Here is a 15,695-nt window from a genome sequence, read left to right as displayed (position 1 = left end):
GGGCTAGGACCGCCCTTCGGTGCGGATCGCGACGACGACGGGGGCGGGCAGGCCGTGCACCCGGGTGGCGAGCGTGGCCACGGCCGCGCCGCCGCCGGTCAGGACCACCCATCCGTCGGCCGCGGGCCGGGTGACCGCGAGCGGCGCGTCCGTGCCCGCCGCCGTGCCCGCTGCCGTTCCGGCGGTGCGCAGGCAGGCGAGTGCGGCGCGGGCGCGGGCGCGGGCGGTGTCCGCGTCCTCCCCGGAGGCCGCGGCGATCTCGCCGGCGAGCGCGTGCCGCCCGTCGTCCCGGTCGCCCGGGTCGCCGGGCCCGGCGGGGGTGACGGGCTCGACGGCGCAGGACAGCGGCTCTGGGGCGGCCACGCACACCGTCAGTCCCGGCACGTGCGCCGACACCGTCCGCACGCCTTCTGCCGTGCCGAGCCGGGCCACGGCCAGGTCGCCGGTGCCCTCGCCCGGCTCCACGACGACCGCGACCCGCGCGCCCGTCAGGTCCTCCAGCGTGCGCTCCAGGTACGGGCCGAGCAGCGGCGCCGCCCACGGACCGGCCCCGCCCTTCTTCCGCACGGCCTGCAACCGCAGCCCCTCCCAGCGTTCGACGACCTCGCCGTCCTTCGTCCGGACCGCGACGTCGTAGACGTAGGCGTCGCCGTCCCTGGACCGCTCGGAGGCGCAGTAGCGCACCTCGTCCGCGCCGGACAGCGCGGCCCCGGCCGGGTGCACGCGTTCGATGCCAGTCGGCAGCAGGGTGGCGTCGGGCACGCACACCTGGTTGCCGTGCATCAGCGCGTCCCGCATGCCGGGGTCGCCCAGGAGCAGGTCCGGCGGGAGGAACCCGGCGAACCAGTCGCACTCCTGCGCCACCTGCAGGTCGGCGTCCACCTCGCGGGCCGCGGCCCGGTGGTAGCGGCGCAGCCGCTGGAAACGCCTGCCCTGGAAGAGCACCTCGCCGTAGAGCTGGGTGTCGGGGTCCAGCGCGACCGGCGGCAGCTCGTCGCCGGACTGCTCGGGCGGACCGGCGGGCGGGGCGCCGGCGTCCAGGCGCAGCACGGCCGTGAAGTGGTCGACGTCGAAGCCGGTCTCCTGGCTGCGGATGGCGACCGCGACCGTGTCGTGCCCGGTGACCGTCGCCGCCACCCGGAGCGTGGTGCTCCCGTCGGGCGGCACGATGATCGGCCGGACGAACTCCGCCTGCTCCACGACGGGCGCTCCGGGACGGCCGGTGGCCGCGTAAGCCACCTGAGCCATGGCCTCCAGCCCGAACACCGCCGGGAACAGCAGGTTGCCGTCCAGCAGGTGATCGGCCAGGTACAGGTCGGTCCCGGCGTTCACCTCGACCTCGCTGACCAGCTCCACGCCGTGGTAGCGGACCAGCGGCGCGCCGACGAAGCGCAGCAGCGGCAGCTCCGGCTCCTCCCGGCGCACGGTGTGGATGCCCTCGGTGCGCCCGCTGATCACCACGACGCCGGGCGCGTCGGGGTCGCTCACCAGGCGGCGCATGATCTCCACGCCCCGGTCCACCGGGATCGGCGTGATGCCCTGCTCGACCAGCCGGTCCACGACCGACAGCCGCTCGCCCATGCCGACCTCGGACCAGACCGACCACTCCATGCAGATCGCCCGGCAGCCGGGGTGCCGCTCGCCCGCCTCGCGGGTCAGGTCGGCCAGCCACTCGTTGGCGGTCGCGTAGTGGCCCTCGCCGTGCAGGCCCGCCCGGCCGATGATGCTGCCGAACGTCACCAGCAGCCGCAGCCGTCCGGGCTCGACCGCCTCCAGCACGTTGCGCAGGCCGTCCACCTTGGGGGCGAACGTGCGGCGGAAGGCGTCCATGTCCAGCCCGGCGATGCCCTCGGGCTCGTTGCGCCCGGCGCCGTGCAGGACGGCGGTCACCGGCCCGAGCGCCTGCTCGGCCGCGGCCACGGCCGCCCGCACCTGGGCGGCGTCGGTGACGTCGGCCCTGGCGTAGTGGACGGTGAGCCCGGTCGCGGCCATGCGCCGCAGGTTCGCGGCCAGCTCCTCGTCCTGGGCGGGGTCGGAGCGGCCGAGCACGGCCACCTTCGCCCCACCCGCCATGGCCATGGCGCACTCGGCCGTGATGCCCTTGCCGCCGCCGGTCACCAGGAGCACGTCGGAGCCGGTCAGCGGCTCCTCCGCCCGCTCCTGCCGGTACGGCAGCGCCCGCAGCGTCGGCACCCGCCGCCCGCCGGCGGCGTCGTAGTGCACCTCGCAGAAGGCCGTGGTGGCCGCCGCCTCCGCCGCTACCCAGGCGGCGGCCTGCGGCGCGTCCTGCGGCAGGTGCACGACCGTGGTGGGCAGGCCGCTCTCCAGGTGGAACGTCTTGGCCAGGCCCGCCGCGCCCCGGCCGTGCTGGACCAGGACGAGCCGGGTGCCCGGCCCGCCGGCCAGCGCCGCCTTGGCGCCGAGCAGCGCCTGCTCCAGGTCGTCGGCCGCGCACCGCGCGGGTAGGCACACCAGGACACCGGAACCGATCTTCTCCCCTTCGAGTGCCTCGCGCAGCGGCCCCGCCAGGGGCGCACCGGCGGGCGCGAACACCTGCCACGACCCCGCGCGCTCCTCGGCCGTCCGCCGGGGCCGCGGCTGCTCGTCCAGGTCCACGGCGAACGGGCGCACCCACGGCGCCGCGCCCGCCACGCCCCGGGCCGACTGCGCGCGCGGCTGCGCGGCCAGCCGGTCCAGGGCCTCGCCCAGCTCCTGGAGCGTCGCGGTGGCGACGTTGGCCGGCGCCATGCCCGCCGGCACGCCCAGATGCTGGGTGGCCTGGTCGATGATGTGCATGACGGTGACCGAGCTGAGGTGCAGCTCGTCCAGCGGTTTGCTGTCCTCGGTCACCATCTCCAGCGGCAGCTCGGCGCGTTCGGCGGCCAGCCGCCGCAGCAGCTCGACCGTGGACTCGCCGGGCTTCGCCGCCGTCCCGCCGCGCGCTCCGCCGTCCGGCTCGGCCGCCCGCTCCGCCGGCTGCGGGGCGGCGGCCTTGACGCGCACCTGCGGCGCCTGCTCGGCCGGGCTGGCGAAGAACGAGAACGCCGCGCCGATCTCCAGCGGCTTGACCAGCCGCCCGTGGAACAGCTCCTCGCAGGCGACGGGCACGCCCGCCACGTGCGCGGCGCCGGCCACGCCGAGCAGCCCGGCCAGCGACTCGCTGTCGGTGTCCAGCGCGACGGCCGGCACGTCGGTCAGCTCGGCCGCCAGCCTGCTGAGCACCCGGCCGGGGCCCACCTCGACCAGCAGGTCCGCGTCCGCGGCCACGGCGGCCAGCGCCTGGGCGAACCGCACGGGCGCGGTGATCTGCCGGTGCAGCAGCGCCGGGACGTCGGTCCCGGCGGCCAGGTCGTCCCCGGTGACGGTGGAGACGACCCGCCGGGCGACCGGCCCGAACCGCTCCTCCGCCAGGTAGCCGGCCAGCGCCTCGGCCGCCGGGGCGACCAGCGGCGAGTGGAAGGCGTGCGAGACGTTCAGCCTGGTCCAGGTGAGCCCGGCGCGCTCGGCCCGGCGGCCGGCCTCCTCCACCGCCGCCACCGGCCCGGCGACGACGGTCTGGAGCGGCCCGTTGTACCCGGCGATCACCACCGGCAGGTCGCCCACCAGCGCCGGCACGGTCTCCGGCGCGGCCCGCACGCCGGCCATCGTGCCCGGCTCGCTGCGCTCCCGCATCGCCCGGCCGCGCTTGGTCGCCACGCGCAGCAGCGCGTCCTCGTCCATCGCGCCCGCCCAGTGCAGGGCCGACAGCTCGCCCAGGCTGTGCCCGACGGCCGCGTCCGCCTCGATGCCGAGCAGCGACAGCGCGCGCAGGCCCGCCATCGAGCCGGTGACGATGCGCGGCTGGGCGACCTCGGTGGCCGCCATGTCGCCGTCGGTGGGCAGGGCCGCCGTGGTGTACACCTCGGCGACGTCGGCGAAGCGCCTGGCAAGCGCGCCGCCGTCGGTCCCGCGGCCCGAGCCCTGCCCGGGGAAGAGGAAGCCGATCCGCGGCCGTGCCGAGGCTCGGCCGAGGAACGCCTTGCCGTCGGGGGTGGACAGCGCGTTCTCGCCGGACTCCAGCGCCGTCAGCACGCGGGTGAGCTGCCGTACGGCGTCGTCGGGCGAGGAGACCACGACGGCCGCCCGGAACGGCAGGCCGCGTAGCCGCCCGCGCAGCGTGGCGGCCAGGTCGGCGAGCTGGCCGTAGGACACCTTGGGCACGAAGTCGAGCAGCTCCGACACCAGGCCGCGCAGCTCGTCCCAGGTGCCGCCGTCCAGCAGGAACAGCTCCGCGTCCTGGGACGCGGCGGCCAGCGCCTTGACCCGGCTGGACGCCCGCCGCCGCGGGCCGGTGTTCTCCAGCACCACGTGCGTGTTGATGCCGCCGAAGCCCATGGCGGTCACCGCCGCGCGCAGCGGCGCGCCCTGCGGCCACGGCTCGGCCGTGCGCAGCACCCGCAGCGTGGCGCCCTCGTCGGTGAGCACCTGGTGCGGGTCGACGCATCCGATGGTCGGCGGCAGCACCTGCTCGTGCACGGCCATGGCCGCCTTGATCAGGCCCGCCACGCCCGCCGCCGCCTTGGCGTGGCCGATCATGCCCTTGATCGAGCCGACCGCGGCCGGCCGCGCGGCCGTGGCCCTGGCCCGCGACAGGGCCGTGAGCTCGGTCGCGTCGCCGAGCGCCGTGCCCGTCCCGTGGCCCTCGAACAGCTCGACGGTCTCGGGGCCGAACCCGGCCTTGTCGTACGCGCGGCGCATCGCGAGCAGGTAGCCGCTCACCTCCGGACGGGTGATCCCGCCCTTGCCGTCGGAGGAGACGCCCCAGCCGGCGATCGTGGCGTAGATCCGCCGCCCGGCGGCCAGCGCGTCCTCCTCGCGCATCAGCACGACGATGCCGCAGCCCTCGCCGGGCCAGAAGCCGTTGGAGTGCCGGTCGTAGAGGCGGAAGTCGCTCTTGGCCAGCGCGCCGGTCTTGGCGAACCCGATCACCTCGAACGGGTCGATGGACAGGTCCACGCCGCCCGCGACGGCCACGTCCACGTCGTGGTCGGCCAGCGCCTTGCCGGCCGTCACCACCGACAGCAGGGACGAGGAGCAGGCGCCGTCCACGGTGTAGCCGCCGCCGTTGAGGTCGAAGTGGTTGCAGATGCGCCCGGCGATCGTGTTGGACAGCCCGCCGGCCAGCGTGTCCTCGTCCACCGGCGGGAAGGGGCTCTTGTAGGCCACCTCGTAGTCGGCCAGGAACGCGGCCAGGCGCTCGTCGTCCCAGCCCTGGTCCTTCAGGGCCGCGGCCAGGGTGCGCCGCACGTACGGCCAGCGCAGCCGCAGCACGTTCGCGCGGGTGAACTCGCCGGTGAGCGTGTTGCCCACGACGACCCCGGTGCGCTCGCGCGGCAGCCCCTCGCCGCCGGCGAACCCGGCGTCGGCCAGGGCCCGGCCGGCCATGTCCAGGGCCAGCCAGTGGGCCAGGTCGGTCGACCGGTACGTGCTGCCGGCGATCTTGTGTGCCACCCGGTCGAAGGCGTAGCCCTCGATGACCGCGGCGGTCTTGGCGTAGAAGCGGTCCGGCGCTGCGGGATCGGGGTCCCAGTAGTCCTCCAGCCGCATGCGCTCGTCCGGGAGCCGGCGGAAGGCCCGGCGGCCGGCCACCGCGTTCTCCCACAGCTCCCGGGGAGAGGCGGCGTCCGGGTACCGGCAGGCCATGCCGACGATCGCGATCCTCGTCATGCCTTCGCGACCTCTTCCCGCGCGTGCTGCAGCGCCTGGGCGGCCGCTGCGCTGACCCTGGCGGCGTCGAGCTCGCGCGCCTTGTTCACGATGTGCAGCGCCCACAGGAAGCCGCCGCGGATCAGGCAGACCGCCGCCGTGGCGAAGAAGATCCCGTACGGGATGTTCATCCCCATGAGCAGGCCGTACACCACGGCCACGCCGCCGCCGAAGGCGACCTGGGACAGCGGTCTGGACGGGCTCGTGCCCGGGTCGGTGATCATGTAGTTGGTGAACAGGATGAACGCCACCCCGGTCATCATCGACAGCCCGCCGAGGATGGAGATGTCGTCGATGATCAGCCCGCGCACCACGGCCTGGAGGGCGAAGACGCCCACCCATCCGCCGATCAGCCACATGCGGCCGGTCAGCTTACCGTTGATCATGGTCCCGCCGATGATGATGATCCCCGGGATGATCCAGTCGATCGGGTTGTCGACCTTCTCCGTGAAGTGGTACGGCGGCGCGATGCTGGCCCACGGCAGCAGCAGCAGGATGATCGCGATGCCGAAGTTGGACGGGTTCATGAAGTGCCGCATCCGCCCGCGCACCGGCGCCTTGAGCACCCACTTGGCGCCCACCGCGACGGTCACGCCGAACATCATGACCAGCACCTGGTCGTTGACGTAGATCAGCATGTTGAGCGCGATGGAGGTGATGTGCGCGGGATAGAGGAACTCCATCAGCCCGCGCGGCCCGTTGCCGAGGAAGCGCGGCGCGCGGCCCTCCTGGCGGGCGCCGATCACCTCAAGGATGATCTCCACGGTGTAGCCGGTGGCCAGCGCCACGAACGGCCACGACCACGGCTGCTCGAAGCCCAGCACGGTGTAGCCGAGGATGTTGAAGATGGTGATCGAGATCGCGAACCGGCGCAGCGCCGTGATCACTTTGGGATCGTGACGTGGCGGGGTGATCGTCTTGTCGGCCATGCCGTCACTTCTCCTTCGCTTGCGAGCCGAGCTGGAGGGTGTGCCAGCCGGGGGTGAGCGTGAGCTCCTGCTGGTGCCGCTGTCCGGCGCGGTCGCGCCAGCTCAGCTTGACCCGCACGGGGCCGGTGACGTTCGCGCCGAGGCCGATGTGCACCGCGTGCGCGCGCTTGCCGGAGTGGCCGCTGCCGCCGTCCACGCGGCCCATGAAGGAGCGGCCGTCGGGCGTGGTGGCGGTCACCGTCGCGCCGATCACCGGCGATCCGGCGGCGGGCAGCGGGCCGGCCGCGGAGGGGGTGTCGTGCAGCAGGCGCAGCCCGAGGAACGAGCCGGCCGACCGGCTGGTGTTGAGGTAGAAGGCGGGGGCCTCCCACTGGCGGGCCACCGCGAAGTCGATCAGGCCGTCGCCGTTGACGTCCCCGGTCGCGATGCCGCGCGTGGGCACGGGCACGGCCAGGCCGAGCTGCTCCGACAGGTTGGCGTAGCGGCCGTCGGGGCCCTTGGCGAAGAAGGCCAGCGTCTGCGCGCCGGCGATGTCGCCGCCCTCGGTGACGTTCGGCCACGACTTGGGGTTGCTGGTCACGCCGTCGTTGGCGGCGGCCAGCTCCTGCAGCGGCGGCCAGCGGTTGACGTCGCCCTTGACGAACCCGGTCGCCTGGACGATCTCGTTCTCGCCGTCGTTGTCGAAGTCCTCGATCTTCGGGTCCCAGCCCCAGCCGGACCAGGCGGTGCGCAGCTCGGCGCTGAGGTCCTTCCACGGCGCCTGGCCCTGCCGCAGCTTCTCGCGCAGCTCGGCCTGGGTCTTGACGGTGGACAGGAACGTGAAGTTGCTCTCCTGGATGCCGTACGGGGTGGTGATGTTGCTGACGAAGAAGTCCAGGACGCCGTCGTGGTTGAGGTCGCCGGCGTCCGAGCCCATGCCCTTGAAGGAGTCCTCGCCGAGCACCTTCGACTTCGGCACGCCGATCTCGTGCGTCCCGACGGTGGGGGAGAACTTGATCGTGCCGGGGGAGGAGGTGTTGTAGAGCAGGTGGTCGGGCCCGAAGTCGTTGTTCAGCAGCAGCTCGGGCAGGCCGTCGCCGTCCAGGTCGGCGCTGGTCGCGCCGAGCTCCCAGCCGGTGGAGACGTCCGGCGGCAGCACGCCGTCCAGGCGGGTGAAGCCGCCGTTGCCGGTGCCGCGGAAGAAGTAGTCCCGGCCGCCGTTGAGTGCCCTGGACAGCGAGTGGTTCATCTGCACGCCGCCGTCCACGCGGCTGTCGAGGACCGGGCTGCCGTCGGGGAAGTAGTTGCCGACGAAGATGTCCTGCCTGCCGTCACCGTCGAAGTCGGCGACGGTCGCGACGTTGCTGTTCCACACCTCGCCGGTGTACTTCGCGCCGCCCGCGTTGGGCACCAGCTCGGCCGCGTCGAAGGCGGCGGCCTCGAACCGGGCCGCGGTCGGCCGCTGCAGGTGCAGCGTGGGCGTGCGGCCCCACCAGTAGACCAGCAGGTCCGTGCGGCCGTCGTCGTTGTAGTCGGCGGGCACCGCGCCCATGGGCGCCATCGCGTCGGTGACCGGCAGCGAGCCGAGCGACAGCGCGAACGGCCGGTACCGCTCGCCGCCGCCCTCGACCGGCGCCGGGGTGACGACCACCTGGTCGGTACGCGGGTCCACGATCACCAGGTCGTCGTCCCTGCCGTTGCCGTCGAGGTCGTTGAGCGCGATCGCGGCCCCCACCGAGGAGATCCAGGCGTCGATGTGCTTGTAGGCCTGGTTCACCTTGCGGACGGTCTTGGCCGGGCCGCCGCCCGGCATCGCGATCGCCAGGGACTTGAAGCCGTACGCGCCGGCCATCTCGGCCTTGGTCGCGTCGGAGGCGAAGGTCGGGTGGCCGATCGCGAAGACGGCGATCATCAGCGCGAGTGCGGCGACTCCGGCCGCCTGCTTGCGCAACCACGCGGCTACCGAGCTCACGAGGGAACACCTCCATGGAAGACGAACGTCTCGGCGATACGCCGGCGCCACGCCTCATAGGCGGGCGGCGAGTCCTGTGCTGTCGCGGTGGGGCGGGTCACGCGGCTCACCTCGGCCGCCTGCTCCGCCGTGGTGCCGCAGAGAACGCCCACGGCCGACTCGGTGTGCGGGAAGAGCAGCCCGGCGCGGATCCTGGCCTCGGCGGCGAACACGCTGCCCTGGGCCAGCGGCCCCCGGTGCGCTCCGGCGCGCTCGCGCAGCCACCGCAGCTCGGCGTCGTCGGCGCCGCCCGCGTAGGTGGCGGCCAGGCCGAGGCCGGCGTAGAGATCGGCGTGGCGGGACTCGGGGAACCGTTCGAGCAGCGTGACCGCCCGCTCGGCGCTGGTGCCGGCGACGAACCACAGGGCGCGGCCGATGCCCTGGTCGAGGGCGTGGGCCGCGTAGTCCTCCTGGCCGGCCGGCCAGGAGAAGCGGGGTTCGCGCACCTGCTGGTGCACGTACCGGTCGGTGTGGAAGTAGGCCTGGTGGAAGCCGTACCCGTCGTGGACCAGCCACAGCAGCAGCGGGTCCAGCAGCCGGGGCTTGGGCCACAGGAAGCGGGGGAGCCGGGCCATGGCCCAGCCGATCCCCACGTAGATCATGTAGTTGTGGTGGTGCCCGCGTCCCTGGAGGCAGGCGTTGACCCGGCGCAGGTCGCCGAAGGTCATGCAGTCCAGGATGGCGAAGCCCATGCCCGCGCCCTCGTAGGCGAAGCCGCGGAAGCGGGCGGGCACCTCTTCGAGCCGGTCCTCGGCCTCGGCGACGGTGCGTGACTCCACGGCGTGGGCGTAACCGGCGAGAAAGTATTCGCCGACCGTCTCCAGTAATTCGGTGGACGCCGCGTTCTTCACCCAGAAGCCGCGCGTTTCGACTTTCGTCTCGCCGACGTCCGGCACCAGAATTCTGCGTCTCAGTGACCGCAATGCGCTTGCCAATTGAGCCTCCGCCGCTTATAGCCCGAACAATCCAATTTCATTGACACATGCCGCCCGGTGGCCGGGCAACTTCGGGTTTGCTCAGCTCGGAGGCTCATTTTTGGGCGTGCGAAAGCGAATGACGTGCTTATTCAGGGAAACGCTCAGCGGGCCGGGAGCTCGGCCTCGGCCGCGAAATGCGCGCGCACCCTGCCGCGCCACAGCTCGTAATCCGGGACGCGTTCCGAGGTGCCCGCGGCGACTTCGCCGTCGTCGGCCAGCGCGACCGCGCCGGCCACGTCGAGCCCGGTCAGCACCGCGCCGGTGGCCGCCGAATGCTCCGGGACGAACCCCGAGTAGTGCCGGGCCTTGGTCGCGAACACCGAGCCCTGGGCCAGCTCGCCCCGGTGCTCCCCGGCCTCCTCGCGCAGCACCGCGGCCGCGCCCGCCGCGCACCCGGCGAACGTGGCCGCCAGCCCGACCCCGCTCCACAGGTCCGCCTGCCGCCCCGCGGCGAACGCGCGCACCGCCGTGGCCACGTCGCCCGGCCTGCCGCCGTGGATGAACCACAACGCCCGGCCGACGCCCTGGTCCACGGCGCGCGGGAAGTAGGCCGCGTTGCCCTGCCAGGGGTAGGGGGCCGGCACCTGCTGCCCGTCCACGTACCGGCGGGTGTGGAAGTAGGCCAGGTCGAAGCCGTACCCGTCCACGGCCAGCCAGCTCATCACCGGGTGGTACGGGGTGCCGTCCAGGTCGGGCAGCACCTTCTTCCACAACACCCGCGGCAGCCGGGCCATGGCGAAGCCGATGCCGATGTAGGCCAGGAAGATGTGCGGCTGCCCTGGGCCCATGAGCAGGTCCCGGGTACGCCGCCCGCGCCCGCCGCCCATGGCGTCCAGCACGGTGAAGGCCATCGTCGCGCCCTCGTAGGCGAAGCCGCGCTGCTCGACGTCCACCAGGGACAGCCGGCGCTCGATCTCCCACTGGTCGCGGACGTCGATGCCCCACTCGAAGCCGCACACGACGGCCTGCGGGATCGCCTCCAGACGGCCGGTGAGGGCCGAGGGGACGACGGGGAAGCCGCGTGCGCCGAAGGTCACGTCGGCCAGGGATGGCGCCAGCACGAGCCGGCGCAGCGAACCGAGCAGAGACGACATGGTGTGCTCCTCCTCCAGTACCGTGAAGACCCGGGTCAGCTCGCCCAGGCCGCCAGCCGCCAGTCGCCGCCCCCGCCGGGCAGTGGGCTGCGCACCAACACGGACGGGTCCGACCACGCCGACGCCTCGCGCTCGGCCGCCTCGGCCAGGCGGCGGAAGACCGCCGCGACGACCGCTTCGAGTTCCTCGGGGGTCGCCTGCCCCCGCACCACGGTGAGTTCCATGCCTTCGACGCTCGCCCGCGGGCCCGCGCGGCCGCAACTTCCTGCATGCCCGGTGCCCACCGGGAGCACAGGTGAGCACGGGTGAACCCGGTCCGGCGGCGGAAGGCTCGCCGGACCGGGTCGGCCCGGGTCAGGATCGGGCGGTCAGGATTGGGCGGTGTCGTCGAACTCCACCACGAGCGGGAGGTCGGCCCGGCGGCGGATGTTCAGCTTGCGGTAGGTGCGGGTCAGGTGCTGCTCGACGGTGCTGATCGTGATGTAGAGCTTGGCCGCGATCTCACGGTTGCTGTAACCGGCCGCCGCCAGCGCGGCGACCCGGCGCTCGCCGACGCTCAGCACGCCGATCAGGTCGCCCGGCAGGGGGGATGGCGCGCCGTCCGCGTCCGCCGCCCGGCTGAGCGCGCCGATCATCGGCTCGGCCCCGCACTCCAGGGCCGCCGCCTGCGCGCGTCCGGCCACCGTCCGGGCCCGCCGGAACTCGCCCAGCGCCTCGTACGCCTCCACCAGGTCGAACAGGGCCCTGGCCAGCTCGTACCGGTCGCCGGCGAGCTGGAGGTACTCCACCGCCTGGCGCAGCAGCGCCGGACGGCGGGCCGGCTCGGAGACGGCCGCCTTGAGCCGCATCCCGATGCCGCGTCCCCGGTAGGCGCCGGGGCCGCAGCCGTCCAGGTGGGCCTTGATCAGTTCCCTGGCCTCCTCGGTCTGGCCCATCCGCAGGCACGCCTCGGCCGCGTCGGCCTGCCAGGGGATCAGCGCCGGGTTGTTCAGGCCCCAGGCCGTCACCAGCTCGCCGCAGCGCAGGAAGTCGTGCAGGGCGGCCACGAACGACTCGCCGGCCAGGTTGTAGCGGCCGCGGGCGTACAGGTAGTGCAGGCCGTAGCGGGTCTGGAACATGGCCTCGGCGACCGGCCGGTCCAGCGGGTCACGCACGGCCTCGTGCCGGCCCATCGCGGTCAGCGCGATGACCAGGCTGGCCAGCGGGCCGCCGATGGCCACGCCCCAGCTGCTCATCGGGATCGTGTCCAGCGCGATGCGGGCGTGCCGCTCGGCGGCGGGCATGTCGCCCTGGCGGATCGCGATCTCGGCCCGGATGGCCGCCAGCCGGGCCCGGCGGCTCGGCGCCTGCCTTGCCGCCGCCTCGTCGCCGAACAGGTCGCACAGCGGCGCCGCGCGCTCGCAGCGCCCGGCGTAGGTGAGGGCGAGCAGCGAGTTCTCCACGACGTCCAGGGACATCTCGTCCAGCCGCTCGCCCTCTAAAATTCGTTCGACGGCGTCGAGGTTGTGCTCGCGCGGGCCGTGGGTGAGCACCTCGGCCAGCGCGAGCGTGGACTCCAGCCGCCGGTTGACGGCGACCGACACCATCCCGGCCAGGATGTGCTCGCGCGGCGGGTTGGCCACGTACGCGGCCAGCGGCGGGCAGGTCACCCGCAGCCAGAGCTGCGCCACGACCAGCTCGGCCAGCGTCGCGTGGTCGGACGCCGACGCCTCCTGGTTGAGCTGCTCCAGCACGTCGCGGGCGTCCTCGAAGCGGCCGTGCCACAGCAGCGCGCGGGCCAGCACGACGGCGTCGCTGCCGTGCAGGCTGCCCTTCTGCAGCGCCTCGGTGAGCTGGTCCAGGTGCCCGGCGGGGGTGGCCGGGTTGATCCGCCACTCCGCGCGGACCAGCATGGTCATCAGCTTGGAGCGCTGGAGCTCGTCGGTGCACTCGCGCCAGGCCAGCTTCAGGTAGGCCACCGCCGACTCCACCTCGCCCTTGCGCAGCGCGGCCAGCGCGGCCTCCTCCAGCGTCGGCACCACCCACGGCGCCTCGACCCTGGCGGCCTGCAGCAGGCGGTCGGCGACCACGCCGGGCCGCACGCCGCGCGTGTAGGCCAGCTCGGCGGCGCGGCGGTACAGCTCCTTGCGCTCGGACAGGTCCATGCCGGCCAGCACCGCCGAGCGCACCGCCTCGTGCCGGTAGCCGCCGCCGCGCAGCAGGCCGGTCGCGCCGATCGTGAGCAGCTCCCTGCTGACGTCCACGGCGGGCAGTTCGAGCATCTCGGCCAGCCCGTCGGCCTCGCCGAGGATGGCCAGGCCCTGCGCCACCCGGACGGTACGCGGGTGGCTGCGCCGCAGGCACGTCTCGACCGCCCGGACGAACCGGTCGCCGACGACCAGCTCGCGCGGCGGCTCCTCCACGGCCCGCAGGTGCTGGCGGTAGTCGGCGGCCAGCTCGCCGGCCAGCAGCGGGTTGCCGCCGCTGATCGTGTGCCACTCGTCGGCGAACCGCTCGGTCGCGCTGAGCCCCACCTGGCCCGCCACCAGCGCGGCCACGCCCCTGCGGGAGAGCGGGGCGAGCTGCAGGCGCAGGCAGTGCGGCAGCCGCAGCAGGTCGGTCTCCAGCGGACCGTCCGTGCCCTGCCGGTCGTTGAGCGCGAACACCGCCACGATCCGCGCGTTGCGCACCCGCCGCGCCAGGTAGGCCAGGCAGAGCAGGGACGTGCGGTCGGCGTGGTGCACGTCGTCCACGACGACCACCAGCGGGCAGCGTTCGGACAGGTCGAGCAGCACCGTGACGAGGGCGTGCACGACCTGCGGGTCGAGCAGCCGCTCGGCGTCGGCGTGCGCCGCGGTCGCGGTCCGCACGCCCTCCGCCAGCAGTTTCTCCGAGCGCTCGCGCTCCTCCTCGACCAAGGGGGCGTCCTGGATGAGCTGGCGGAGCAGGCCCAGTTGCAGGTCCTGCTCCATGCGCGATCCTGTCGCCGTCACCGCGAGCGCGCCCAGCTCTATGGCCTGTTCGGACAACGCGCGCAGCAGCGCGCTCTTGCCCGTCCCGGCGGGCCCGCTGACCAGCGCGACCCGTCCACGGCCGAGGATGGCGTTGGCGACGAGCGACTCCAGGCAGGACATCTCCTCCTGCCGTTCGATGAGAGTCATGGCCGTCTCCCCACATGTCGTGTTGCGCTCACGCTAGGCCGGGGTGGTATTCGATCTCTATCGTCCCGCCATCAGCCGCCGGTTCCTGGCCGCGCGCCGGCGTCCGGGCTCGGGAAGGGCCAGGTCGGGGGCAGGGTCGGGGGCGGGTGCGGCGGTCGGCGGGTGCGCGCGGCGGGCGCGGGCCACGGCCGTGCCCACGGCGGCCAGGGCCGCGGCTACCGCGTCGGGCGCGGCGCCGGCGCCCCACGCCGTGCCGCCGTCCAGGCCGCACCGGGCGTAGACGGTCACCTCGCCGCCGGCGGCGCCGGCCGCGCCGTCGAGGTGGTGCACGGCCCGGACCCGGACGCCGGCGGCCTCCAGCGCCGCGCGCAGCGCCGCCGCCGTGTCGGATCGGGCCTGCCCGTACGCGCCGCCGTCGACGTGCAGCGTGGCCACCGTCCCGGCGAGATCGCCGGGCAGGCCGCCGGGGTCGCCGGGGGTCAGGTACTCCTGCTCGAACAGCCGCCTGATCCGCTCCGGCTCGACCTCGCCCTGCCCGGCCTCCGCCATCGCCTGGACGGCCCGGCCCAGCTCGATCTGCAGCCCGCGCGGCAGCGTGATCCCGTACCGGGCGTTCAGCAGGTACGCCGGTCCCGCCTTGCCCGACTGACTGGTGACCCGGACCACCGCCTCGTACGTGCGCCCCAGGTCCCGCGGGTCCACCGGCAGGTACGGCACCTCCCACGGCAGCTCCGCCGGGTCGTTCCCGGTACGGGCCGCCTCCCGGTCCATGGCGTCGAACGCCTTCTTGATCGCGTCCTGGTGCCCGCCGGAGAAGGCGGTGAACACCAGGTCGCCCCCGTACGGGTGGCGCGGCGGCACCGCGAGCCCGGTGCACTCCTCGACGACGCGCCGCACCCGGTCGAGCTCGGAGAAGTCGACGCCGGGGTCGACGCCCTGGGTGGCCAGGTTCAGGCCCAGCGTGACCAGGCAGACGTTGCCCGCCCGCTCGCCGTTGCCGAACAGGCAGCCCTCGACGCGCTGGGCGCCGGCCAGCATCGCCAGCTCGGCCGCCGCGACCCCGGTGCCGCGGTCGTTGTGCGTGTGCACCGACAGGCAGACGTGCTCGCGGTGCGGCAGGTTGCGGTGCAGCCACTCGATCTGGTCGGCGAACACGTTGGGCGTCGAGCGCTCGACCGTCGTCGGGAAGTTCAGGATGATCGGCCGGTCGGGGCCCGGCTGCCAGACGTCCATGACGGCCGCGCAGACCTCCAGCGCGAAGTCCGGCTCGGTGTCGTGGAAATGCTCAGGCGAGTACTGAAACCGAACATCACCCTCTTCGAGTAATTTATCGGCATATTTCATGACCAATCGGGTTCCCTGGACCGCCAGGTCCTTGCACTCGTCCCGGTTCATCCCGAACACCAGCCGCCGCGCCAGCGGCGAGGTCGCGTTGTAGAGGTGGATCGTCGCCCCGGGCGCCCCGCTCACGCTCTCCACCGTGCGCTCGATCAGCTCGTCGCGCGCCTGGGTCAGCACGGTCACGCACACGTCGTCCGGGATGCGGTCGCGCTCGACCAGGAGCCGGACGAAGTCGTAGTCGTCCTGGCTCGCCGCCGGGAAGCCGACCTCGATCTCCTTGTAGCCCATGCCCACCAGCAGGTCGAACAGCACCAGCTTGCGGCCGGGGTCCATGGGCCTGGGCAGCGCCTGGTTGCCGTCCCGCAGGTCGGTGGACAACCAGCGCGGCGGCGCGGTGAGCACGGCGTCCGGCCAGGCGCGGTCGCCGAGCGGCATCCGGGGGAAGGGTCGATAGCGGCTGATCTTCATGTCCGGCCTCA

At 73.9% G+C, this 15,695-nt stretch carries 8 protein-coding genes; all 8 read right to left on the bottom strand.

The window, feature by feature from the left end:
• Positions 1 to 3: 3 nt before the first annotated feature.
• Entirely contained in the window at positions 4 to 5,706 is a 5,703-nt protein-coding gene (locus ACIBK9_RS14325) for a type I polyketide synthase (protein WP_397158211.1), read from the bottom strand.
• A complete protein-coding gene (locus ACIBK9_RS14320; RefSeq protein WP_357696685.1) occupies positions 5,703 to 6,674 on the bottom strand; it encodes an enediyne biosynthesis protein in 972 nt (323 codons plus the stop codon). The genes ACIBK9_RS14325 and ACIBK9_RS14320 overlap by 4 nt, the downstream gene beginning before the upstream one ends.
• A 4-nt stretch (positions 6,675 to 6,678) precedes the next feature.
• Positions 6,679 to 8,625, bottom strand: coding sequence for a CRTAC1 family protein (locus ACIBK9_RS14315; RefSeq protein ID WP_397158209.1), 1,947 nt, complete (start codon positions 8,623 to 8,625; stop codon positions 6,679 to 6,681).
• Entirely contained in the window at positions 8,622 to 9,587 is a 966-nt protein-coding gene (locus ACIBK9_RS14310) for a DUF1702 family protein (protein WP_387674355.1), read from the bottom strand. The genes ACIBK9_RS14315 and ACIBK9_RS14310 overlap by 4 nt, the downstream gene beginning before the upstream one ends.
• A gap of 155 nt (positions 9,588 to 9,742) precedes the next feature.
• Positions 9,743 to 10,735 (bottom strand): DUF1702 family protein, encoded by a 993-nt coding sequence (locus tag ACIBK9_RS14305; RefSeq protein WP_397158207.1) that lies wholly within the window; start codon positions 10,733 to 10,735, stop codon positions 9,743 to 9,745.
• Positions 10,736 to 10,770: 35 nt separating this feature from the next.
• On the bottom strand, positions 10,771 to 10,959 hold the full coding sequence (locus ACIBK9_RS14300; RefSeq protein WP_352366329.1) for an acyl-CoA carboxylase epsilon subunit: 189 nt from the start codon (positions 10,957 to 10,959) through the stop codon (positions 10,771 to 10,773).
• A 144-nt stretch (positions 10,960 to 11,103) separates the two neighbouring features.
• On the bottom strand, positions 11,104 to 13,875 hold the full coding sequence (locus ACIBK9_RS14295) for an AAA family ATPase (protein ID WP_387673770.1): 2,772 nt from the start codon (positions 13,873 to 13,875) through the stop codon (positions 11,104 to 11,106).
• Between the two features lie 57 nt (positions 13,876 to 13,932).
• A complete protein-coding gene (locus ACIBK9_RS14290) occupies positions 13,933 to 15,684 on the bottom strand; it encodes a 2-isopropylmalate synthase (protein WP_397158205.1) in 1,752 nt (583 codons plus the stop codon).
• Positions 15,685 to 15,695 lie beyond the last annotated feature (11 nt).

This window comes from Nonomuraea sp. NPDC050227, assembly GCF_044459705.1.
Taxonomy (GTDB): domain Bacteria; phylum Actinomycetota; class Actinomycetes; order Streptosporangiales; family Streptosporangiaceae; genus Nonomuraea.
The sequence above is the reverse complement of the archived record's forward strand: the minus strand, read 5'-3'. Positions and strand labels throughout refer to the sequence as shown.